The sequence below is a fragment of the Planctomonas deserti genome, from assembly GCF_003067705.1.
In the GTDB taxonomy this organism is placed as follows: Bacteria; Actinomycetota; Actinomycetes; order Actinomycetales; family Microbacteriaceae; genus Planctomonas; species Planctomonas deserti.
Map to the genome: position 1 here is coordinate 23,413 of NZ_QANL01000001.1, position 22,201 is coordinate 45,613.

Sequence of the window (22,201 nt, forward strand, 5' to 3'; positions counted from 1 at the left end):
CTGTTCCCTGCACCCGGAGCGACGCAACTCAGCAGGTCTGGGCCGACACGCCGCTTCGGCAACACGGCATCCGGCGTGTCGCGGGGGATCTGCTGAATTGCGTTGACGACCCCGCCCCCAGGGACCGAGGGCTAGGGGGTGTGAGTGGTGAGGGCTACGCGCATGCTGTCCACGCGGGTCGCGATCATCTCGTCCGCCGCCCAGCGGGACTGCAGGCGGGCGAGCAGGGCGTCGAGCGCGGCGCGGTCGAGTCCCGGGACGAGGGCCAGGCGGACCACGACCTCGGGGCCCGCGAGACGGGCGTCGGGGTCCCCCGCCGAGACGGCGACCGCGCCGACGGCGGACTCCCCTGCGACGGCGGCGGCGAAGGCGGCCTCGACGGCCGGATCCGTGGCGCTCGGCGACCACGGCTGCGACTGGGCGATGGCCCACAGGGCCGGGCGGCGCAGCACGAACTCGGACTCCGAGGTGGGGTCGAGGACCACGAGGTCGGTCTGCTCGCTCGCCGCGGCGAGGGCGACGCGCACCCCGTCGGCCGGCACCGGCCGCGCTGTGGGGTTCCAGGCGCGCATGGTGTCGACGGACGTGAACACCGGCATCACGCTGCGACCGTCGGGACCCGCGACCGTGACGATGGACAGCTCGGCGCTCTTGTCGACGGTGAGGCCGTGCGCGCCCTCCCCCGACTCGCCGAGCGCGGCGACCAGCGGGATGAGCAGGCGCGACTCGCGCACCGCGTCGACCACGGCGGTGGCGTCGGCGTCCCCCGCCCGGAAGCGGCGGAGGGCGTCAGCCAGCCGCGGCGGCGCGGATCCGTCATCCGTCGACGCGGCGGTGTGCTCGAACGACCGGCCGGCCCAGGGGCGCCCGGCGGAGTCCGTGGCGCCGCCGGCGCCGTGGGGTGCCGACATCAGTCGGAGGCGACGTCCAGCGCCTCCGCGAGCGTGAATGCGCCCGCGTAGAGCGCCTTGCCCACGATCGCGCCCTCGAGGCCGTTGGGCACGAGCTCGCGCAGGGTGGCGAGGTCGTCGAGGGAGGAGATGCCGCCGGATGCGATGACCGGGCGATGCGTGCGGGCCATGACCTGCTGCAGCAGCTCGACGTTCGGGCCCTTGAGGGTTCCGTCCTTCGTCACGTCGGTCACGACGTAGCGGGCGCAGCCGGCGTCCTCGAGGCGGTCCATGACCTGCCACAGGTCGCCGCCCTCCCGGGTCCAGCCGCGGGCGGCCAGGGTCGTGCCGCGGACGTCGAGGCCGACCGCGACCGCCTCGCCGTACTGCGCGATGACGTGCGCCGCCCACTCGGGGTTCTCCAGGGCCGCGGTGCCGAGGTTGATGCGCTTGGCACCGGACTCCAGCGCGGTGTCGAGCGAGCGGTCGTCGCGGATGCCGCCCGACAGCTCGATGTTCACGCCGCGCGTCGCGCGGATGACCTTCTTGATGATGCCGAGGTTGTTGCCGCGCCCGAACGCCGCATCGAGGTCGACGAGGTGGATCCACTTCGCGCCCTGGTCCGCCCAGTCGCTCGCCGCATCGACGGGGTCGCCATAGTTGGTCTCCGTGCCGGCCTCGCCCTGGGTCAGGCGCACGGCCTTCCCGCCCGCGACGTCGACCGCCGGAAGCAGCGTCAGTCCGGGGGTCCTGTTGAACTCGCTCATTGTCGCCTTCGTTAGTGGTGCACGGCCGGTGGCGATATTAGACCTAGCGGAGCGTCCGGAGCCAATTGGTGAGGAGGCGGATGCCCGCGGGACCGGACTTCTCGGGGTGGAACTGGGTCGCGGTGAGGGGGCCGTTCTCCACTGCCGCGACGAAGCGCCCGCCGTGGTCCGCCCAGGTGACCTTCGGCGACGGGAAGGGCGGCTCCGGGAACAGCGTCCAGTTCTGCACGGCGTATGAGTGCACGAAGTAGAACCGCTCGTCCTCGATGCCGTCGAACAGCGCCGTTCCCGCCGCCGCGTCCACCGTGTTCCAGCCCATGTGCGGGACGATGGGCGACCGCAGCTCCTCGACCACGCCCGGCCATTCGCCGAGGCCCTCGGTCTCCACGCCGCGCTCGACGCCACGGGAGAAGAGCACCTGCATGCCGACGCAGATGCCGAGGACCGGCCGGCCGCCGGCCAGCCGCTTGTCGACTATGGCGTCGCCGCGCACGCTCATGAGGGCGTCCATGACGGCCGAGAAGGCGCCGACACCCGGCAGCAGCAGTCCGTCGGCCTCCTGCGCCTTCTTGGCGTCCCGGGTGAGGAACACGTCCGCACCGGCGAGCTCGAGCGCCTTGACTGCCGAGTGGATGTTGCCGCTGCCGTAGTCGAGGACTGCGACGGATGGGGCGCTCACAGCGCTCCCTTCGTTGAGGGGATTCCGGACACGCGGGGGTCGAACTCCTTGGCCGCGCGGAACGCGCGCGCGAAGGACTTGAACTCGGCCTCGGCGATGTGGTGGGGGTCGCGCCCGCCGAGCACGGTCACGTGCATCGTGAGGGCGGCGTTGAAGGCGATCGCCTCGAAGACGTGCCGCACCATCGACCCGGTGAAGTGCCCGCCGATGAGATGGAACTCGAAGCCGGCCGGCTCCCCCGTGTGCACGAGGTACGGACGCCCGGAGATGTCGACGACGCTCTGCACCAGCGCCTCGTCGAGGGGCACCAGGGCGTCGCCGTACCGGGAGATGCCGGACTTGTCGCCGAGTGCCTGACGGATGGCGGTGCCGAGCACGATGCCGATGTCCTCCACGGTGTGGTGGACATCGATCTCGATGTCGCCCGATGCGCGCACGGTGAGATCCGTCAGGGAGTGCTTGGCGAACGCGGTGAGGAGGTGATCGAAGAACGGGACCGACGTGCTGATGGTCGACTGGCCGGTGCCGTCGAGGTCGAGCGACAGCTCGATGCTCGACTCGCTCGTCTCGCGTCTCAGCGATGCGGTGCGGGCAGGACGTTCGCCGGTGCTCATCCGTTCAGTTTAGCCGCGACGGGGGTGCGACCCACGGCCGCGATCGCCTCGAGGAAGGCCGTCGTCTCGGCCTCCGTTCCCGCGCTCACCCGCAGGTGGCCCTCGATGCCGATGTCGCGGATGATGACCCCGCGCTCGAGCAGCGCCTCGAACAGCGCGTGCGGGTCGTCGACCCCGCCGAACAGCACGAAGTTCGACCAGCTGGGCACGGGCGCGTAGCCGAGTCGCTCGAGCTCGACGATGATGCGGTCGCGCTGGCCCTTGATGTCGTCCACCATGGCGAGCATCTCGTCGGCGTGCGCGAGGGCGGCGATCGCCGCGGCCTGGGTCAGGGCGGAGAGGTGGTAGGGCAGGCGCACGAGCCGGAGGGCGTCGGTCACGGCGGAGTGGGCGGCGAGGTAGCCGAGCCGGGCACCGGCGAAGGCGAAGGCCTTGCTCATCGTTCGTGACACGAGAAGACGGTCGCGGCCCTCGAGCAGGGTGAGCGCCGTCGGCTGATCCGCGGGGATGAACTCGGCGTATGCCTCGTCCACGACGACGATGCCGTCGGTCGCGTCGTACGCGGCGGCGATGGTCTCGAGCGACACCGGGGTCCCCGTGGGGTTGTTCGGCGAGCAGAAGAACACGAGGTCAGGCCGCGTGCGCTCGATCTCGCGAACCGCCGTCTCCGGCGAGATATCGTAGCCCGCGTCGCGCGTGCCGTCGATCCACCGCGTTCCAGTGCCGGACGCGATGATCGCGTGCATGGAGTAGGTCGGCGGGAAGCCCAGCACGGACCGGCCCGGCCCGCCGAACGCCTGCAGGATCTGCTGCAGCACCTCGTTCGACCCGTTGGCCGCCCAGATCTGGTCCCGGGTCAGGCCGTGCCCGAGGTAGCCGGCCAGCCGATCGCGCAGCTCGCCGAACTCGCGGTCCGGATAGCGGTTGATGGTGAGGATCGCCGAGGCGAGACGGGCCACGATGTCGTGCGCGACGTCCTCGGGCACCGGATGCGTGTTCTCGTTCACGTTGAGCGCGACGGGAACCTGCTTCTGCGGCGCGCCGTAGGGGGTGCGGCCGCGGAGGTCGGCGCGGATGGGGAGGTCGTCGAGGGTGGTCACCAATCGAGTGTAGGGCGGGACGAATCCCGTGCCGCTACCGCCCCAGGTCGCTCGGGATCGCCAGCTCCTGCCCCGGCACGACGTCGTAGGACGACAACTGGTTGAGCCGCACGATCGACTCGATGACGTCACGCGGGTCGGCGGCGGGGGCGACGGCCTGGGCGATGGCCCAGAGCGATTCGCCGCTCTCCACCGTCACCGACTGCAGCGGGACCCGCGAGATCTCCGACGAGGCGACGGCGGGCTCTCCGGTGAGCGCGAGGAACAGGGATCCGGCGACGATCGGGATGCCGGCGAGGGTGGTCAGCGCGGCGCGGCCGCGGCGGGTGAGGCGCAGGCGCGTGCGGGGGGCCGTCGTCGCGGGTGCAGGCGCGGCGGGCGCGAGCGCCTCGACGGCGACGAGGTGGCGCCGGGGCGGGAAAGAGGTGGCGAATGCATCGGTGATGAGAACTGCGCTCATGGTCGTGCCTCTCTGTGAGGTGTTCCGGGGGGTGCCCGGGTCGATCCCGCACCCGGCGCTCGGTCCTCGGCCGGGAGGCCCGGGCACCGGGTGCGAAGATCTGTTCCGAATATATCTTCGATCGAACGAAGCTACAACTGCCGGCAGGAATTCGAGGAGCAATTTCGCGAAACACTCGAACGGATGTTTGCTTCCCGAACCCCTGCCGATATGGTTCGAGTGTCTGGTTGGCACTCAATCAGGAGCCACCGACATTGCCGCCACCGCGCGGCCGAGAGACAGGGGATCACGTGAGCACGGAGCGAGCCCAGGGTGACCGCGGGACCAGGCGCCGCAAAAACCTCAGCGAGAAGCAGGTCGCGATCCTCGAGGTCATCTCGAAGTCCGTTGCGTCCCGCGGTTATCCGCCGAGCATGCGCGAGATCGGCGACGCCGTCGGGCTCGCCTCGCTCTCGAGCGTGACCCACCAGCTGAACCAGCTGGAGCTGAGCGGCTACCTCCGCCGCGACCCCAACCGTCCTCGCGCGCTCGAGATCCTCATCGAGCTGCCCGCCAACCCCGCGGACGCGGACCTCGACAACGTGACCCCGGTCGGCGACGTCGCCATGGTGCCCCTGGTCGGCAGGATCGCCGCCGGCGTACCCATCACGGCCGACCAGCAGATCGAGGAGGTGTTCCCGCTCCCCCGCCAGCTGGTGGGCAAGGGCGAGCTCTTCATCCTGCGTGTCTCGGGCGATTCCATGATCGACGCCGCGATCTGCGACGGCGACTGGGTCGTCGTCCGCCGGCAGAACACCGCGGAGAACGGCGACATCGTGGCCGCCATGTTGGACAGCGAGGCGACCGTCAAGGTGTTCCGGCAGCGCGACGGCCACACCTGGCTGCTTCCCCGCAACTCGAGCTTCGAGCCGATCCTGGGCGACTTCGCGGAAGTGCTCGGCAAGGTCGTCGCCGTCATGAGGTCCGTCTAGCCGACGTCCGCCCCGGCGGGTCCGTCACACGAGACAGCGCCGCCCGACCTGCTGGTCGGGCGGCGCTGTCTCGTTGTGGCGCCTGTCGTCAGTCGGCGAGGACGGTGGGCGCGGGTGCGTCCACCGCGAACTCGGCGAGCTGCGGCGCGAACTCCGGCGACACGAGGGCGTGGACGCGGGTGCCGCCCTCCTCGTAGTCGATCGAGAGCACGCGCTGGCGGTCGTGCACCTGGGTGACGAGGTCGCCGCGGTCGAACGGGATCAGGGCGTTGACCTCGACCGAGGGCCGGGGCAGCAGGGCCGAGATGCGCTCGCGCAGCTCGTCGATGCCGGCGCCGGTGCGCGCGGACACGAACACCGCATTCGGCACGAGCCCGCGCAGGGCCATCAGGTCGTCCTCGGACACCAGGTCGCTCTTGTTGAACACGATCAGCTCGGGCACGTCCCGCGCGTCGACCTCGCCGATCACGTCGTGCACGGTCGCGATCTGGCTGGCCGGGTCGGGGTGCGACGCGTCGACGACGTGCACGATCACGTCGGCGTCGGCCACCTCCTCGAGGGTCGAGCGGAAGGCCTCGACGAGCTGGTGCGGAAGGTTCCGCACGAACCCGACCGTGTCGGTCAGCGTGTACAGCTGACCGTCCGGCGTCTCGGACTTGCGAACGGTGGCATCGAGGGTCGCGAACAGGGCGTTCTCCACGAGCACGCCGGCCCGCGTGATGCGGTTCAGCAGCGACGACTTGCCGGCGTTGGTGTATCCGGCGATCGCGACGGACGGCACGGAGTTGCGGTTGCGGTTCGCCCGCTTCGCCTTGCGCGCGGGCTCCATGCCCTTGATCTGCTTGCGCAGCCGCGCCATGCGGGTGTGGATGCGCCGACGGTCGAGCTCGATCTTCGTCTCACCGGGTCCGCGGGATCCCATTCCTGCGCCCGCGCCGCCCACCTGACCACCGGCCTGGCGGGACATCGACTCACCCCATCCGCGCAGTCGCGGGAGGAGGTACTGAAGCTGCGCGAGCTCGACCTGGGCCTTGCCCTCGCGGCTCTTCGCGTGCTGGCTGAAGATGTCGAGGATCACGGCGGTCCGGTCGATGACCTTGACCTTCACCACGTCCTCGAGCGCGCGCCGCTGGCTGGGCGCAAGCTCGGTGTCCGCGATCACGGTGTCCGCGCCGAGTGCCGCGACGACGTCGCGCAGCTCGTGCGCCTTGCCGCTGCCGAGGAACGTGCCGGGATCCGGCGTCGCGCGCTTCTGCAGCAGCCCATCGAGCACCTTCGCGCCCGCGGTCTCTGCCAGGGCGGCGAGCTCGCGCAGCGAGTTCTCCGCGTCCTCCAGGCCGTTCTGCGGGTAGATGCCGATGAGCACGACGTTCTCCAGCCTCAGCTGCCGGTACTCGACCTCGGTGACGTCCTGGAGCTCCGTGGACAGGCCACCCACGCGGCGCAGAGCCTGGCGCTCCTCGCGGTCGAACTGCTCCCCGTCGGCTCCCGCCGCGTCCGGGCGCGAGTCCCCGTCGGCCTGCAGCGCCTGAGCGGCGCCGGCGCCGAACAGGGCGTATCCGGACGAACGGGTCTCTGCGCGTGCGAGCACGCGGTCGACGACGTCGTCTCCGTGTTCCTCTTGCTGGTTCGTCATGTGTTGGTTAACCCTAGTCTCTTGGATTTCGATATCTTCCCTCTATGTCGGGCGACCACTACTTCACCTCGTCTCCGGAGAGCGAGCTGAAGCTGCGCACCTTTTCTGCGCGGCTGAGTGGTCAGTCGTACGAGCTGACGACGGCGAACGGGATCTTCTCCCCCGACCGCATCGATCTCGGCACTCAGGTGCTGCTGAGCTCCACGCCCGCGCCGCCGGCCGCCGGTCACCTGCTCGATCTCGGTTGTGGATGGGGCCCCATCAGCCTCACGCTCGCGCTCGAGTCACCGGACGCGACCGTGTGGGCGGTCGATGTGAACGAACGGGCGCTTCAGCTCGTCCGGCTCAACGCCGAGCGCTTGGGCCTCATGAATGTCAACGCGGTTCTGCCCTCGGATGTTCCCGCCGACGTGCGGTTCTCGACCATCTGGAGCAACCCGCCCATCCGCGTGGGCAAGAACGAGCTGCACGGCATGCTCGAGCACTGGCTGCCCCGGCTGGCGCCCGGCTCGGACGCCTGGCTCGTGGTGCAGCGGAACCTCGGCTCCGACTCGCTGCAGGCATGGATGCAGGCGACCCTCGGCGACAGGATCGCCGTGCAGCGAGCCACCTCGAGCAAGGGCTACCGCGTGCTGCGGGCCCGGCGGACCGGGAGCGTCCCCGACTCAGCGGAGTAGTGCTGCACGGCGGACACGGTCCCTGAGCGTGTCGAAGGGACACTACCGGCGCACGGAACGTCCCTTCGACAGGCTCAGGGACCGTAGAGCCCCGCATTCCGCACGCAGCGAAAAGCGCGCTACGGGAGGGCGAGCACGCCGTCGAAGACGAGCTCCGCCGGACCGGAGAGCGCGACGTGCTCGCCGTCCTCCGCGGGGAACATGCGCACGCCCACGACGCCGCCGGGCACCTGCACGCGCCACTGGTGCGGGGCGCCCTGACCGGCCCAGTGCCGCGTGGCCAGCGCGGCGGCCGCGGCACCCGTGCCGCAGGAGAGGGTCTCGCCACTGCCGCGCTCGTGCACGCGCATCCGGATGCGGCCGATGCCGTCGCGCACGAGGGGCTCCTCGGGCACGACGAACTCCACGTTGACGCCGCCGACGACCTCGGGCTCGACGTGCGGGACGTAGGACAGGTCGGCCTCGTCGAGCTCGTCGTCACTGGACAGGGCGACGACCACGTGTGGGTTGCCGACGTCGATGCCGAGCCCGGGGCGTGCGACCTGCAGGTTCTTCGCGCGGACGAGCGGCTCGCCGCCCGCGAGGCGCCAGCGGCCGAGGTCCACGGAGAATCCCGAACCGCTGATCTGGACGTCGCGGACGCCCGCCCGGGTGCCGATCGGGATCGTGTCGCCGGGGACGAGGTCGATCAGGCCGTTCTCCAGCAGGAAGCGCGTGTAGACGCGGATGCCGTTGCCGCACATCTCGGCGGGCGAGCCGTCCGCGTTGAAGTAGTCCATGAACCACTCGGCCGCCGGGTCCTCGGCGAGGCTGGCGGCCCCCTCCGGGAGGCTGGCCGAGCGCACGGCGCGGATCGTGCCGTTCGCCCCCACGCCGAAGTTGCGGTCGCAGATCGCCGCGATCTGGCTGGGGGTCAGGTCGATGTCGCCATCGGGGTCCGCGAACAGCACGAAGTCGTTGCCCGTGCCCTGTCCCTTGGTGAACTGGAGATCGATGGCCATCCGCCCATGCTAGTCAGCGGCGGCAGAGCCCGGCCGAGCACGGATCCCCGCCGGCTCGAGGGCGGCATCCACGGCGGCCATCGCCTCGTCCACGCGCCCGGGGTCGAGCGCCCCGAGGGGGGTGGCGTCGGAGTAGCGGCGGAACCAGCTGACCTGACGCCTCGCGTACTTCCGAGTGAGCAGCGCGGTCTGCGCGATCGCCTCCTCCTCCGTCAGGTCGCCGCGCAGCTGGGCGATCGCCTGGGCATAGCCGATCGCGCGGCTCGCCGTCACGCCCCGCTCGAGCCCGAGCGGCAGCAGGGCGCGCACCTCCTCGACGAGCCCGTCCTGCCACATCGCCTCGACGCGGGCGTCGAGGCGGGGCACGAGCTCGTCGCGGGGCATGCCGAGACCGAGGATCACGCTGTCGCGCCAGCGGCCGGGCTGCTCGGGCAGGGACGCGCTGTGCGGACGGCCCGTGAGCTCGATGACCTCGAGGGCCCGGACCAGACGCCGCCCGTTGAACGGCCCGATGGCGGCCGCCGCCTTCGGGTCGATCTCCCTGAGGTGCCGGTGCAGCATGCCCGGCCCCTCCCGCTCGAGCCGCTCCTCGAGCCCGCGCCGGATATCGGGATCGGTGCCGGGGAACTCGAACTTGAACAGCACCGACGACACGTAGAGCCCGGAGCCGCCGACGAGGAGGGGGACGGCGCCCCGGTCCTGCACGTCGGCGATGGCCGCGCGGGCATCCCCCTGGTAGCGGGCCACCGCGGCGTCGTCGGTGACCTCCAGGACGTCGAGCAGGTGGTGTGGCACGCCCCTGCGCTCCCCGGGCGGCAGCTTCGCGGTGCCGATGTCCATGCCGCGGTAGAGCTGCATCGCGTCGGCGTTCACGACCTCCGCGGCGATCCCCCGATCGCGGAGGCGCTCAGCGAGGTCGAGCGACAGGGCGCTCTTGCCCGTGCCGGTCGCCCCGACCACGGCGATGATCGGGGTCACGGAAGCGTCGCTGGGCGTCAGCGCCGGCCGTCGGCGGAGTCGTAGATCGGCACCGTGATCACGGGCCGCGCTCCGACGCGCAGGCTGGGCAGGCCGAGGTTCACCGCGGGGCCTGCGTCGCCCGCCCCGCCGTGGGCGGGGACCGCGCACGACTCGGCCTGAGCGCGATCCCAGGCGTCGCCCGCGCTGGTGCGGCGCAGAGCCAGGGGCGCGCCGTCGGCCGAGTCCGCGATGAGGTGGAACGGGGCGGCCTGGCTGATGGTCACGGTGACGATGTCGCCCGGGCGGGGCTCGGGCGAGCCGGCCGGCACGTCGAAGTGCACGAGCCGGGAGTCCTCCGCGCGGCCGCTGAGGCGGTGCCGTTCGGCGTCCTTGCGCCCCTCGGTCGTGACGAGGAGGTTGACGCTCGTGCCGACCAGCTTCGCGTTTTCCTCGGCGGAAATGCGGTCCTGAAGGGCGACGAGGCGCTCGTAGCGCTCCTGCACGACGGCCTTCGGAACCTGGTCGGGCATGGTCGCCGCCGGGGTGCCCGGCCGGATCGAGTACTGGAAGGTGAAGGCGGAGGCGAACCGGGCCAGCTCGACCACGCGCAGGGTGTCCTCGAAGTCCTCCTCGGTCTCGCCGGGGAAGCCGACGATGATGTCGGTGCTGATGGCGGCGTTGGGGATCTTCTCGCGCACCCGGTCGAGGATGCCGAGGAACTTCGCGGAACGGTAGGACCGGCGCATGGCCTTCAGCACCCGGTCGGAGCCGGACTGCAGCGGCATGTGCAGCTGCGGCATCACGTTCGGGGTCTCCGCCATGGCGTCGATGACGTCATCGGTGAAGGCTGCCGGGTGAGGGCTCGTGAAGCGCACGCGCTCGAGCCCCTCGATGCGGCCGGCGGCGCGCAGCAGCTTGCTGAACGCCTGGCGGTCGCCGAACTCGACGCCGTAGGAGTTCACGTTCTGCCCGAGCAGCGTCACCTCGATGGCGCCGTCGTCGACGAGCGCCTGGATCTCGGCGAGCACGTCGCCCGGGCGGCGGTCCTTCTCCTTGCCGCGCAGCGCCGGGACGATGCAGAAGGTGCAGGTGTTGTTGCAGCCGACGGAGATGGAGACCCAGCCGCTGTGCACGGAGTCGCGCTTGGTGGGAAGGGTCGAGGGGAAGGTCTCGAGCGACTCGAGGATCTCTATCTCGGCCTCGGCGTTGTGCCGGGCCCGCTCGAGCAGCCGGGGAAGCGAGCCCATGTTGTGGGTGCCGAAGACGACGTCGACCCACGGGGCGCGCTCGAGGATGACGTTCTTGTCCTTCTGGGCGAGGCAGCCGCCGACGGCGATCTGCATGCCCTCGTGACGCTTCTTGACGGCCGCGAGATGGCCGAGGTTGCCGTAGAGCTTGTTGTCCGCGTTTTCGCGCACCGCGCAGGTGTTGATGACGACGATGTCGGCCTCGGCCCCGTCGGCCGGCACATAGCCGGCGGCCTCGAGCGAGCCGCTGAGGCGCTCGGAGTCGTGCACGTTCATCTGGCAGCCGTAGGTGCGCACCTCGTAGGTGCGCGGACGCCCTGCGGCGTCGAGGGCGGCAGGCGACGCGAGGATGGGCGTCGGCGGCGTCAGGGGGGCGGTCTGGCTCATGGTGCGTCTAGTTTAGGTCGGCGTTCCCGCGCTGTCCGTCGCGTCCGCAGGCCGCGCTCCCACGATCAGCGGAAGCGCACCCCGGAACCCCGGCCGTGGCCGGCGAGGGCGACGCGGGTGGCCTCGCGCACGATCGACGACGAGTAGCCGCGCCGCATCAGGTAACCGGTCAATCGCCGCTCGGCCGTTGCCGCGTCGAGGGACGAGAACTGGCGGGCGCGCTTGACGGCCATCTCGGTGGCCATCGCCTGCTCGTCCTCGTCGTCGATGGCGGAGACCGCCTCGTCGATCACGGCGGGGTCGATGTGCCGCTGCGCAAGCTCGCGGGCGAGGGCGTTGCGCCCCAGCCCCTTGCGCTCGTGCTTGGTGCGCACCACCGTCTCGGCAAGTGCCGCGTCGTCGAGCAGGTCGACCCGCTGGAGGCGGTCGAGCTCGGCCTCGATGGCCTCGATGTCGTACTCGCGCCGTGCGAGCAGGTCGCCGAGCTCCCATCGGGACATGCCGCGACGGGTGAGGGCGCGCATCGACACTGTCTCGATGTCCTGCAGCGGAGCCTCGGGCTCGGGCTCCGCCTCGTGATCCGCCTCGGGCTCGGTCTCGCCGGCCTCCGGGTCACCGACGGCGACGTGGGCGGTGATGCGCGCGAGACCCTCGGCGCGCCGTCGGTCCTTCTCCGACCGATCCTGGTCCGGGACCTTGTGGTCCGGGACATCCTGGTCGGAAGGCGCCCAACCGGTCTGGGCAGCGGCGCCGTCCGGGGCCGCCGCACCACCCGGTGCGGAGGCACCGCGGAGATAGGTCACGGGAGCGAGGCCGCCGTCCTCCCGGTCGCTGGCGGGAGGAAAACGCACCATGTCCCGTGACCTATCCGTTCCGCGTCCGTCGATCCGGCTCACGCGCCCTTGCGGGCGGCGATCTTCGGCTCGATGGAGTTGACCTTCGACTCCTCGATGGGCGTCACCTCGGCGACCGCGTTCGGGTCGGCGACGAGGCCCATCTTGATCTTGATCTTGTGCTCGATGTCGGCCGCGATGTCCGGGTTCTTGATGAGGAAGTTGCGGGAGTTCTCCTTGCCCTGCCCCAGCTGGTCGCCGTCGTAGGTGTACCAGGCGCCCGACTTGCGCACGATGCCGTGCTCGACACCGAAGTCGATGAGGCTGCCCTCGCGGGAGATGCCGACGCCGTACAGGATGTCGAACTCCGCCTGCTTGAAGGGCGGCGCCATCTTGTTCTTCACGACCTTCACGCGCGTGCGGTTGCCCACCGCGTCGGTGCCGTCCTTCAGCGTCTCGATGCGGCGGATGTCCAGGCGGACCGACGCGTAGAACTTGAGCGCCTTACCACCGGCCGTGGTCTCCGGGCTGCCGAAGAACACGCCGATCTTCTCGCGCAGCTGGTTGATGAAGATCATCGTGGTGTTCGTCTGGTTGAGCCCACCGGTCAGCTTGCGCAGGGCCTGCGACATGAGGCGCGCCTGGAGACCGACGTGGGAGTCGCCCATCTCGCCCTCGATCTCCGCGCGGGGCACGAGCGCCGCGACGGAGTCGATGACGATGAGGTCGATGGAGCCGGAGCGCACGAGCATGTCGGCGATCTCCAGGGCCTGCTCACCGGTGTCGGGCTGCGAGACGAGCAGGGCGTCGATGTCGACGCCGAGCTTCTTGGCGTACTCGGGGTCGAGCGCGTGCTCCGCATCGATGAAGGCCGCGATGCCGCCTGCGCGCTGCGCGTTGGCGATGGCGTGCAGGGTGAGCGTGGTCTTACCCGACGACTCCGGGCCGTAGATCTCGACGATGCGGCCGCGGGGCAGTCCCCCGATGCCGAGGGCGACGTCCAGCGCGACGGAGCCCGTGGGGATCACGGCGACGGGCGCGCGTTCCTCGCTGCCGAGGCGCATGACCGAGCCTTTGCCGAACTGGCGGTCGATCTGGGCGAGGGCGGTCTCGAGCGACTTCTCGCGATCAGCGGGTGATGGCATGGGATTCTCCTTCGGTGGAACGTGTCGCGCCTATAGGCTGTCGACGCTCAAAACCCGGACCGCTGGAAGCGGGACCGGACCGTTCGACAAGGCTGTTGCTGGCTCAACGCCTGATGAAGAGCACGCTAGGCAAAGCCACCGACATTCCACTCGGCGGGGCGCCATCTGTGTACAACTCGTCTTCGATTGGACCTGAGTACGAGGCTATCAAGCCTCGAAGGTGTATTCGAGAGGCGGCTGGGCGTGTCGCGCGTGGATTCCCGCCGATCGGCGGCGTGCGGCGGCTACTTCTTGGGGTCGGCGAGACCGGCGCCGTGGCGGCGCGACTCGGGGACGTCCATGGCGCGGCACAGCGCCAGCCAGACGTCCTTCGCCCGCACGCCGGCGGCGAGAGCGGCCTCGGGCGTCCGGCCGCCGAGCTCCGCGAGAACGAGGTCGTGCAGCAGCACCTGCCCGTACCCCTGGCCGAACTCGTCGGCCACGGCCCGGCGGAACTCGCTCAATCGCATCCGTCAACGCTAGCCGGTCGCCCGTTAACGACGAAACGCCCCGCGCGTGCGGGGCGTTCGGCGGTTCTTGAGTCACCGGGTGACGAGGTCTGCGTCCAAGTCTGCGACGAACTCATCCGGCACGGTGTCCGGGATGGGGTTGAGGCCTTCGATCACTGCAAGTCGATCTCCGACCTCGCGCATGATCACCGAGATCGGGGTGTCGAGAGCATCTGCCACCGAGGCGAGGATCTCCGACGAAGCCTCTTTCTGGCCACGCTCCACCTCGCTCAGGTAACCGAGTGCGACGCTCGCCTTGCTTGCGACCTGGCGGAGCGTGCGTCCCTTCTGCAGGCGGAAGTCCCGGAGAACATCGCCAATTTCCTGACGAACTAGTACCACTGGACCCTCCTTCAATGCCTGTGCGCCTGCGAAAGCCGGCGGATACGGATGGACAACGTTACAACCACCGATTGCGCCAATCTAACCATTCACACTGGGGGTTTGCTTGTGAACCCGCTAGTAGTAACCGCGCGTCGCGGTCATTTGTTCCCGAGCTCGTCCACCGCGTTCTTCAGCAGGAGCAGGGCCTCGTACACCGTGGTGTTGCGGATCTCGCTGCGGTCGCCGGTCAGTGCCAGGCGCGTGACCCGCGTGCCCGCGGGCGTGGAGATGCCCACGAACACGGTGCCCGCCGGCTGGCCGTCCTGCGGATCCGGTCCGGCCGCGCCGGTCGTCGCGATGCCGATGTCGGCGGGCCGGCCCGAGACGCGGCAGTGCTCGCGCACGCCCACCGCCATGCGTCCGGCCACGTCGGGATGGACCGCCCCGTGGGCGGCGAGCACGTAGGAGTCGACGCCGAGCAGGGTGTGCTTCAGCTCCGTGTTGTAGGCGACGACGCCGCCCCAGACCACGGCGGACGCCCCCGGCGGGTCGATGAGCTTCGCGGTCAGCAGGCCGCCGGTGAGGGACTCCGCCACCGCGACGCTCAGTCCGCGCGCGGTGAGTTCGGCGATCAGCTCGATCGCCAGGCCGTTGACCGAGACGCCGTGGATCTGCGGCCCGCTCCCCTGGCCCGCGTCGCCGGTGCCTGCGGCGTCACCACCGCGCACGACCTCCTCCTCGGCGGTCATCGCGGGGTCCTGTTGTGCCGCACCGCCTGCACCACGTAGTCGATGCCGGTGACCACCGTGAGCATGACGGCGATCGACATCACGCCGGTGTTGAGCACGTGCACCCACGGGCCGAGGAGGTCCCACAGCGGCACGAGGGCGAGGGAGATCGCGACCGACTGCGCGATGGTCTTGAGCTTGCCGCCGCGGGAGGCGGGGATGACGCGGTCGCTCAGCACGGCGAAGCGGTAGACCGTGATGCCGATCTCCCGCACCATGATGACGACGGTGACCCACCAGGGCAGCTCGCCCAGCAGGGAGAGCGAGACGAGGGCACTGCCGATCAGCACCTTGTCGGCGATCGGGTCGAGCAGCTTGCCGGCGTCGGTCACGAGGTTCCGGCTGCGGGCGATCGCGCCGTCGACCCCGTCCGTGGCGATGGCCACGATGAACAGGGCGGCGGCGACGTAGCGCAGCGCGCCGTCCGCGGAGCCGTCCATCAGCAGGAGGGCGATGAACAGCGGCGCGAGCAGGATGCGGACCACCGTGATGACGTTGGCGAGGTTCGCGTTGCTCGCGGGCGTCTCGCCCCTGCTCACGAACCGCCCCCGCAGTGAACCGCCGAGAACGGAGTCGTTCCGCGCCGGTGTGCGACCCCTCCGCACGCTGCTCTTCGGCACGTCGATCACTCCCTGCCGGTCAACCCCCAGGCGTCCTCGTCCGAGGCGCCCTCCTCCTCATCGTATCCGGAGTAGTCCTTCTCGAGCGGGTCGGCGGAGTACCGCTCGTCCTCCTCCGAGTCGGGCTGCGGCGAGACCGGGGAGGCCGTGCGCGGTGCCGCTGCGGCGGGCTCCTCGCCCCGCATCCGGGCGAGCACGGCGGGCAGCTGCTCGGCCGCGACGAGCACGTCGCGGGCCTTCGAGCCCTCGGACGGGCCCACGACCTCACGCGACTCGAGCAGGTCCATCAGGCGGCCGGCCTTGGCAAAGCCGACCCGCAGCTTGCGCTGCAGCATCGAGGTCGACCCGAACTGGGTGCTGACCACGAGCTCGGTGGCCTGGAGCAGCAGGTCGAGGTCGTCGCCGATGTCCGCGTCGATCTCCTTGCGCTCCACCGTCGCCGCGACGTCCGGGCGGTACTCCGGCTGCGCCTGCCGGGTGACGTGCTCGACGACCTTGACGACCTCGCTCTCGTTCACCCAGGCACCCTGCACGCGGATGGCCTTCGAGGCGCCCATGGGCAGGAAGAGGGCGTCACCCTGGCCGATGAGCTTGTCGGCACCGGGCTGGTCGAGGATGACGCGCGAGTCGGTCATGCTGCTCACCGCGAAGGCGAGGCGGCTCGGCACGTTGGCCTTGATGAGGCCCGTCACGACGTCGACCGAGGGGCGCTGTGTCGCGAGGACGAGGTGGATGCCGGACGCACGCGCGAGCTGGGTGATGCGCACGATCGAGTCCTCGACGTCGCGCGGCGCGACCATCATGAGGTCGGCGAGCTCGTCCACCACCACGAGCAGGTAGGGGTACGGCTTCAGCTTGCGCTGGCTGCCGGCGGGCAGCACGATCTCGTCGTTGACCACGGCCTTGTTGAAGTCGTCGATGTGGCGGAAGCCGAAGCTCGCCAGGTCGTCGTACCGCATGTCCATCTCCTTCACGACCCACTGCAGCGCTTCCGCCGCCTTCTTGGGGTTCGTGATGATGGGCGTGATCAGGTGCGGGACGCCGGCGTAGATGGTGAGCTCGACGCGCTTCGGGTCGATGAGCACCATGCGCACGTCGGACGGCTTCGCCCGCATGAGCAGGCTCGTGATCATCGAGTTGACGAAGCTGGACTTTCCGGAGCCGGTGGAGCCGGCCACCAGGAGGTGCGGCATCTTCGCGAGGTTCGCGACGACGAAGCCGCCCTCGACGTCCTTGCCGACGCCGATGGTCATGGGGTGCGAGCTGCTGGTCGCGACCGAGGACCGCAGCACGTCGCCGAGGGAGACGATCTCGCGGTCCGTGTTGGGGATCTCGATGCCGATGGCGCTCTTGCCCGGGATGGGCGAGAGGATCCGCACCTCGTTGCTCGCGACGGCGTAGCTGATGTTCTTGGCGAGGGCGGTGACGCGCTCGACCTTCGTGCCCGGTCCCACCTCGAGCTCGTACCGGGTCACGGTCGGGCCGCGGGAAAACCCGGTCACCGTCGCGTCGACGGAGAAGTTCGTGAGCACCTCGGTGATCGCGCGCACGACCTCGTCGTTGACCGCGGAGCGCGCCTTCGCCGGGGTACCGGCGGAGAGGGCGGCCGGGGACGGCAGGCGGTACGGCGCGGTCGGCGCGTCCGACGTGGGAGTCTGCACGTCCTCGTCGAAGTCGCCGCCCGTGAAGCCCGGCAGCTCGTCCGTCGCCGACATGCTGTCGTCGTCGAGGATGCTGGTGGGGCTCGGGGAGACCACGGGTCCCGGCACGGGCACCGGCGACGCGGACTTCTTGGACGACGCCGCGGGCACCTGGTCGGGGTGCAGCAGGTCGCCGAGCACCTCCGTGTCGAACTGGCCGGGCAGCGGCTTCGTCGCCAGCTCCGGGTCGGGCGTGCGGTCGAGGATCTCGGTGGGGCTCGTCGAGGTCGGCGAGAGCACCGGGCTGTCGTACGCGGGGTCGTCCTCGCGCTGCGACTTGTTGCGGCGCCACCAGGGCAGCTGGCCCTCGTCGTCCTCGTCATCGCCGTCCTTGCCCGCGTCCTTGCGGGCATCCTTCTTGGCGTCCCGGTCGGCCTCGGTGTCGGTCGCGCCGAAGAGGTAGCCGTAGAGCTCGCGCAGGCGCGGTCCGACGCGGTTCGGCGGGGTCTTCGTGATGATGAACAGGGAGAGCACGAGCAGGATGGCGATCACGACGCCCGCGCCGTACTGCGTGAGCAGGGCGGTGAGGGGTGCCGCGAGGATCCAGCCGAGCACGCCGCCCGCGGTGGCGAGCACGATCATGCCCTCGCTCGGGTCGGGCTGGCCGCCGGTGAGGTGGCAGAGGCCGGAGACCGTCACGAGCAGCACGCCGAGACCGATGCCGATGCGGCCGTTGTCGTCCGTCGACGAGGGGTGCCGGAAGAGCCACAGGGCGAAGAGGAACAGGATGACGGGCAGGGCGAAGGCGACGCGGCCGAACAGTCCGCCGAACGTGTAGGCGTCCAGCGCGATCGCGACGGCGTCCGTCGGGTTGAACCACTCGACGATCGCGCCGATCACGGCGAGGACGATGAGGAAGAACGGGAAGCCGTCCCGCCTGTCCTCCTTGCTCAGCTTCTCCGGGCCGAGGGCGCGCGCGGCGCCGCCGGTGAGGTGGGCGAGGCCCATCCAACCCCGCGACAGCAGGCCGCTCTCCTGCGGCTCGTCGGCGACCGGGTACTTCACAGTCTTCTGCGCGGCGGTCGCGGACGACTTCCGTCCCGATGCCTCTGTGGTGCCGCGCGAGGACTTCGCGACGGGCGACGCGGTGCCGCGCCCCTGCGACGCCCGGGCACGGCCGTTCGACTTGGTGCTCGTGGCCATTCCCTTACGGTACCTTCCCGGTCCGCCGCGGGCGGGCAAGGGGGCACGGGTGTCTGTTCCGGCCGGTCAGTACCGGATCGCATCGATGACCTTCACCCGAACCGCGACGATGGCGGGCAGGAGCCCGGCGAGGGCGCCGACGAAGAGCGACGCGGCGAGACCGAGGATGGCCGCGTCGAGCGGGAAGGGCGGCAGGTCGACGACGCCCCGCCCGATCGCGTCCGTGACGAAGGGGCTCTTCACGATGGCGACGGCGGCGAGTACGCCGACTACGCCCGCGGCCATGGTGGCGACGACGCTCTCCATGAGGACGGCGAAGAAGACCCGGCCCGCCGTCGCTCCGAAGCTGCGGCGGACGCCGATTTCCCGGATGCGCTGGCGCACGGTGACGAGCGAGATGTTGACGAGCCCGAGCGCGCCGAGCAGGAGGACGAGTGCCGCAACCCCGCCCACGAGCAGCTTGATCGGCAGGAACGGGTCCTCGCCGAACGCGGCGAAGTCGTTGCGGTTGACCGCGACCTCGACCCCGTCGCCGAGGTCGGAGGCGATGTCGGTGCGCAACCGCTCCGCCAGCTCGTCGGCGATCTCCGGCGGCACCCACGCCTCGAGGGACGGCTGCCCCTGGGCGACCGCATCCGGGCCGGCGACGCGCTCGAATGCGTCGAGGAGCATATACGCGGTCGGCCCCTCCTCCGGATAGTTGTTCGGCAGCACGCCGGTCACGACGGCTGTCGCGCCGTTGAGGCCGAGCAACGGAACGGTCGGGTTCGCGCTGAGCTCCACGCCGCCGAGCGCGACGAGGAACGCCTCGTTCACGACGAGCGCGGGCGCCAGGCGGGCGGAGTCCGCGTCCTGGAACCAGCGCCCCTGCTGCACGGGGACCCGGTGCATGGTGCCGTAGTCGGCCTCGACGGCCGTGACACCGATGTCGCGCACCCCGTCCGGGAACTGGGCACGCAGACCGGTGTAGAGCACCGCGCTCGTGTACGTGACGCCGTACCGGTCAAGGGCCTTCGCGTACGCGTCGCGCGACTCTGTATACGGCGCGGGCATGCCTGTGTCCGGGGCAAACGACGAGATGCTGAGCGTCGCCGGCCGCCCTCCCCCGCGCTCGGAGAACTCGCGCTGCGCCTGTTCCGCGACGGCGCCGAGCCCGACGACCGTGGTGAGCGCGCAGACGGCGACCGCGACGCCGATCAGGGAGAGCAGCACGCGCGTGCGGTGGATGCGCAGCTCCGCCCAGGCCTCGACGACCGCGCCGACGAAGCCGGTCGCGGCGTTCCTCACGCCGTCACCTCCGCGCCTGAGCCGGCCGGCAGGAGCACCCCGTGGTCCAGCCGGTAGTGCCGCTCCGCGAGCGCCGCGACGTGCGGGTCGTGGGTGATGGTCACGAGGGCCGATCCCGCGGTCCGCGCGACCTCGTCGAGCAGCCCCATGACGGTCTCACCCGTCTCGACGTCGAGGGCGCCGGTCGGCTCGTCGGCCAGGATGATCCGCGGCGAGCGCACGAGGGCCCGGGCGATGGCGACGCGCTGCTGTTCGCCGCCGGACAGCTTCTCGGGCATGGCGGTGAGCCGGTGACCGAGCCCAACGCGGTCGAGCATTTCGGCCGCGATCGCCGAGCGGCGCCAGAACTGCCGCCCGCTCGCGTAGAGCAGCGGCGTCATGACGTTCTCGAGCGCGCTGCGGCCGGAGAGCAGATTGAACTGCTGGAAGATGAAGCCGATGTCGCGGCCGCGGGCGCGGTCCCGCGCCGCCGCGGAGAGCGTCGACACGTCGGTGTCGCCGAGCAGGATGCGCCCGGTCGTCGGCGCGTCGAGCAACCCGAGGATGTTCAGCAGGGTCGACTTGCCCGAGCCGGACCGGCCGACGATGGAGATGTGGTCCCCCGCGTTCACGTCGAGGTCGACCCCGGTGAGGATGGTCAGCGGCGGCGCGTCCGGGAGCGGGATCGTGCGGGTCACGCCCTCGAGGCGGACGAGGCTCATCCGCCGTACCCGACGAAGCCGTCCTCGCCCTCGGCCGGCGCGGGCGCCCCCGGCACGAACTGCAGCACCGTGTCTCCCTCGGCGAGCCCGTCGACGATCTGCACCGATGCGCCGTCGTTCAGGCCGATGCGGACGGGGCGCTTCTCCGGCTCCCCACCGTCCGGCGCCACGACCCAGACGTTGCCGTTCTCGGACAACCCCTCGACGGCGGTGGTGGGCAGGGTGAGCACGTCGGCCGCCTCGCCCGCCGCGATGGTGATGCTGGCCGCGAGCCCGTTGAAGACGCGCACCTCGCCCAGGATCGCGCAGGACACGGTCGTTCCCCCGGACGCGGGCGGAGCGCCGACGTCTGCCCCGCCGAGCGGGTCGTCCTCGCCCGCCGTGGTGCTGCCGCTGGACACCTTCAGGCCGGGGCAGCTGAACGGGGCGGGCCCGCCGGGGATGGTCACGGTCGCGTCCGCGGGCTGGGTGACCAGCCGGTACTGCTGCTCGGCGGTGAGCGTGCCCGTCGCCGAGAAGGTGGAGGGGGCCACGGAGCCGAGGCTGTCGCCGACCGAGACGACCTGGTCCTTCAGCACGGGAAGCGAGCCGACGACGCCGGCGATCGGGGCCCACACGGTCTCGACCCGCACCTTCGGCTTCGGCTGGGTGACGGACCCGTCCTCCGCGACGACCGGGTCGACGGGCGTCTCCTGCCGGATGCGAAGGAGCGGGTCCCCCTTGGCGACGGTCGCGCCCTGCGCGACGACGAGGTCCGAGATGGTGCCGGCGAGCGTGGCGCGGATCGGCACGGTGGCATCGGCGGCGATGGCGCCCTCGACGACGATGTCGTTGACGATCGTCCCCGTTGCCACCGCCACCTCGGCCTGCGTGATCTCGCCGGTCGGCACCGCGGGATCGGTGGTCGCGGTCGCGTCGCCGAAGAACGCGACCTTGACCAGGGCCGCCGCGATGGCGCCGAAGATGATGAGTCGAAGGATCGGGAAGATCCACTTGCGCGTGACGCCCATCCGGGGACCGCCTTCCTTCCGCTGCCCCGCGGATCGGTATGTCGGTCACACTATCCAGGAGGTGAGGAAATGCACCTCCGCCGGAAGGATGATCAGCGTCGCCTGTGGGAGGACATTGCGGGACCTCGCCGCGCTCGCCTCTGATCGCGGCGCCCGATCCTCGCGCGTCAGTTGAGCGTGCGGACCATGGTGTCGGCGTCACGGCCGGACTCGACCGTGACGAAGCCCTCCCCGCGGTACAGGCTCATCGCGAAGTTGGCGCGCTCGCAGCTCAGGCTGATCCGGGCGAAGCCCGCCTCCCGGGCCTGCGCGACGACGGCCTGCAGCAGGGCGCGGCCGACGCCGCGGCTGCGCCAGGCGGGATTCACGCCGAGGGTGAGCTCCGGCACGCCGGGTCCGACGAATCCGTAGCCCGGGTCGGCCGCGGTGAGCAGCCGCAGCCAGCAGGCCCCGATCGTGGTGCCGTTCGCCGTGACGGCGACGGAGCCGAGGTCCCCCGGCCGCGGCCAGCCCGCGACGTAGTGCGACACGGCCGGGTCGGCGAGGGTCGCGTCGCGCGATCGCTTGCGCTCGGGGTGCCAGTTGGCGGCCTCGACGAGCATGTCGGTGAGGAGCCGGGCGTCCTCCATCGTCGCGGGCCGGATCGAGAACGCCGAGTCGCTCATGACTGCACCAATCGGGGATGCGAAGGAACGCGAGACCGCCAGAGTACG

23 protein-coding genes are annotated in these 22,201 nt (G+C 70.9%); 2 read left to right on the forward strand and 21 right to left on the reverse strand.

Going from position 1 to position 22,201, the window contains the following annotated elements; all coding sequences use genetic code 11:
• Positions 1–131: 131 nt before the first annotated feature.
• From DAI20_RS00110 to DAI20_RS00135, 6 genes are read right to left on the reverse strand one after another with little or no spacing between them, the layout of a single operon-like run.
• Positions 132–911, reverse strand: coding sequence for an SseB family protein (locus DAI20_RS00110; RefSeq protein WP_108248572.1), 780 nt, complete (start codon positions 909–911; stop codon positions 132–134).
• Positions 911–1,657 carry a bifunctional 1-(5-phosphoribosyl)-5-((5-phosphoribosylamino)methylideneamino)imidazole-4-carboxamide isomerase/phosphoribosylanthranilate isomerase PriA gene (gene priA, locus DAI20_RS00115; RefSeq protein ID WP_108248573.1) on the reverse strand — a complete coding sequence of 249 codons (747 nt, stop codon included), beginning with the start codon at positions 1,655–1,657 and terminating at the stop codon, positions 911–913. Before priA ends, DAI20_RS00110 begins: the two co-directional genes overlap by 1 nt.
• A 43-nt stretch (positions 1,658–1,700) precedes the next feature.
• Positions 1,701–2,336 (reverse strand): imidazole glycerol phosphate synthase subunit HisH, encoded by a 636-nt coding sequence (gene hisH, locus DAI20_RS00120; protein ID WP_108248574.1) that lies wholly within the window; start codon positions 2,334–2,336, stop codon positions 1,701–1,703.
• Positions 2,333–2,950: an imidazoleglycerol-phosphate dehydratase HisB gene (hisB, locus tag DAI20_RS00125; protein ID WP_108248575.1), complete on the reverse strand. Its 618-nt coding sequence runs from the start codon at positions 2,948–2,950 to the stop codon at positions 2,333–2,335. The genes hisH and hisB overlap by 4 nt, the downstream gene beginning before the upstream one ends.
• Positions 2,947–4,050 (reverse strand): histidinol-phosphate transaminase, encoded by a 1,104-nt coding sequence (locus DAI20_RS00130; RefSeq protein ID WP_108248576.1) that lies wholly within the window; start codon positions 4,048–4,050, stop codon positions 2,947–2,949. Before DAI20_RS00130 ends, hisB begins: the two co-directional genes overlap by 4 nt.
• 34 nt (positions 4,051–4,084) lie before the next feature.
• Positions 4,085–4,510 carry a LysM peptidoglycan-binding domain-containing protein gene (locus DAI20_RS00135; protein ID WP_108248577.1) on the reverse strand — a complete coding sequence of 142 codons (426 nt, stop codon included), beginning with the start codon at positions 4,508–4,510 and terminating at the stop codon, positions 4,085–4,087.
• Positions 4,511–4,800: 290 nt separating this feature from the next.
• Here DAI20_RS00135 and lexA point away from each other — a divergent pair, with 290 nt between their 5' ends.
• Complete coding sequence (gene lexA / locus DAI20_RS00140; RefSeq protein ID WP_108248578.1) at positions 4,801–5,481, forward strand: transcriptional repressor LexA; 681 nt, start codon at positions 4,801–4,803, stop codon at positions 5,479–5,481.
• Between the two features lie 88 nt (positions 5,482–5,569).
• Here lexA and hflX read toward each other — a convergent pair whose 3' ends face one another.
• Entirely contained in the window at positions 5,570–7,117 is a 1,548-nt protein-coding gene (gene hflX, locus DAI20_RS00145; RefSeq protein WP_108248579.1) for a GTPase HflX, read from the reverse strand.
• Positions 7,118–7,161: 44 nt separating this feature from the next.
• On the opposite strand from hflX, the gene DAI20_RS00150 reads away from it, so the two are divergent.
• Positions 7,162–7,794, forward strand: a complete 633-nt coding sequence (locus DAI20_RS00150) for a class I SAM-dependent methyltransferase (RefSeq protein WP_108248580.1) — start codon at positions 7,162–7,164, stop codon at positions 7,792–7,794.
• A 119-nt stretch (positions 7,795–7,913) separates the two neighbouring features.
• On the opposite strand, the gene dapF is transcribed toward DAI20_RS00150, so the two are convergent.
• The 14 genes from dapF to DAI20_RS00220 form a co-directional block, all read right to left on the reverse strand.
• Complete coding sequence (gene dapF / locus DAI20_RS00155; protein WP_108248581.1) at positions 7,914–8,795, reverse strand: diaminopimelate epimerase; 882 nt, start codon at positions 8,793–8,795, stop codon at positions 7,914–7,916.
• A gap of 9 nt (positions 8,796–8,804) precedes the next feature.
• Positions 8,805–9,773, reverse strand: a complete 969-nt coding sequence (gene miaA, locus DAI20_RS00160; protein ID WP_108248582.1) for a tRNA (adenosine(37)-N6)-dimethylallyltransferase MiaA — start codon at positions 9,771–9,773, stop codon at positions 8,805–8,807.
• 17 nt (positions 9,774–9,790) lie between these two features.
• The gene (gene miaB / locus DAI20_RS00165; protein WP_108248583.1) at positions 9,791–11,389 is read right to left on the reverse strand and encodes a tRNA (N6-isopentenyl adenosine(37)-C2)-methylthiotransferase MiaB; all 1,599 of its coding nucleotides are present in this window, start codon (positions 11,387–11,389) and stop codon (positions 9,791–9,793) included.
• Positions 11,390–11,454: 65 nt separating this feature from the next.
• Positions 11,455–12,243 (reverse strand): regulatory protein RecX, encoded by a 789-nt coding sequence (locus DAI20_RS00170; protein WP_108248584.1) that lies wholly within the window; start codon positions 12,241–12,243, stop codon positions 11,455–11,457.
• Between the two features lie 38 nt (positions 12,244–12,281).
• A complete protein-coding gene (recA, locus tag DAI20_RS00175; protein WP_108248585.1) occupies positions 12,282–13,367 on the reverse strand; it encodes a recombinase RecA in 1,086 nt (361 codons plus the stop codon).
• Between the two features lie 284 nt (positions 13,368–13,651).
• Positions 13,652–13,876, reverse strand: coding sequence for a DUF3046 domain-containing protein (locus DAI20_RS00180; protein ID WP_108248586.1), 225 nt, complete (start codon positions 13,874–13,876; stop codon positions 13,652–13,654).
• A gap of 72 nt (positions 13,877–13,948) precedes the next feature.
• Complete coding sequence (locus DAI20_RS00185) at positions 13,949–14,257, reverse strand: helix-turn-helix domain-containing protein (RefSeq protein WP_108248587.1); 309 nt, start codon at positions 14,255–14,257, stop codon at positions 13,949–13,951.
• Between the two features lie 140 nt (positions 14,258–14,397).
• Positions 14,398–14,988 (reverse strand): CinA family protein, encoded by a 591-nt coding sequence (locus DAI20_RS00190; protein ID WP_108248588.1) that lies wholly within the window; start codon positions 14,986–14,988, stop codon positions 14,398–14,400.
• The gene (pgsA, locus tag DAI20_RS00195; protein WP_240605798.1) at positions 14,985–15,566 is read right to left on the reverse strand and encodes a CDP-diacylglycerol--glycerol-3-phosphate 3-phosphatidyltransferase; all 582 of its coding nucleotides are present in this window, start codon (positions 15,564–15,566) and stop codon (positions 14,985–14,987) included. Before pgsA ends, DAI20_RS00190 begins: the two co-directional genes overlap by 4 nt.
• An 86-nt stretch (positions 15,567–15,652) precedes the next feature.
• Positions 15,653–18,490 (reverse strand): FtsK/SpoIIIE family DNA translocase, encoded by a 2,838-nt coding sequence (locus DAI20_RS00200; protein ID WP_108248589.1) that lies wholly within the window; start codon positions 18,488–18,490, stop codon positions 15,653–15,655.
• Positions 18,491–18,556: 66 nt separating this feature from the next.
• A complete protein-coding gene (locus DAI20_RS00205; protein ID WP_108248590.1) occupies positions 18,557–19,777 on the reverse strand; it encodes an ABC transporter permease in 1,221 nt (406 codons plus the stop codon).
• On the reverse strand, positions 19,774–20,478 hold the full coding sequence (locus tag DAI20_RS00210; protein WP_108248591.1) for an ABC transporter ATP-binding protein: 705 nt from the start codon (positions 20,476–20,478) through the stop codon (positions 19,774–19,776). The genes DAI20_RS00205 and DAI20_RS00210 overlap by 4 nt, the downstream gene beginning before the upstream one ends.
• Complete coding sequence (locus tag DAI20_RS00215) at positions 20,475–21,488, reverse strand: efflux RND transporter periplasmic adaptor subunit (protein WP_108248592.1); 1,014 nt, start codon at positions 21,486–21,488, stop codon at positions 20,475–20,477. Before DAI20_RS00215 ends, DAI20_RS00210 begins: the two co-directional genes overlap by 4 nt.
• A gap of 167 nt (positions 21,489–21,655) precedes the next feature.
• Positions 21,656–22,153, reverse strand: coding sequence for a GNAT family N-acetyltransferase (locus tag DAI20_RS00220; RefSeq protein WP_108248593.1), 498 nt, complete (start codon positions 22,151–22,153; stop codon positions 21,656–21,658).
• Positions 22,154–22,201 lie beyond the last annotated feature (48 nt).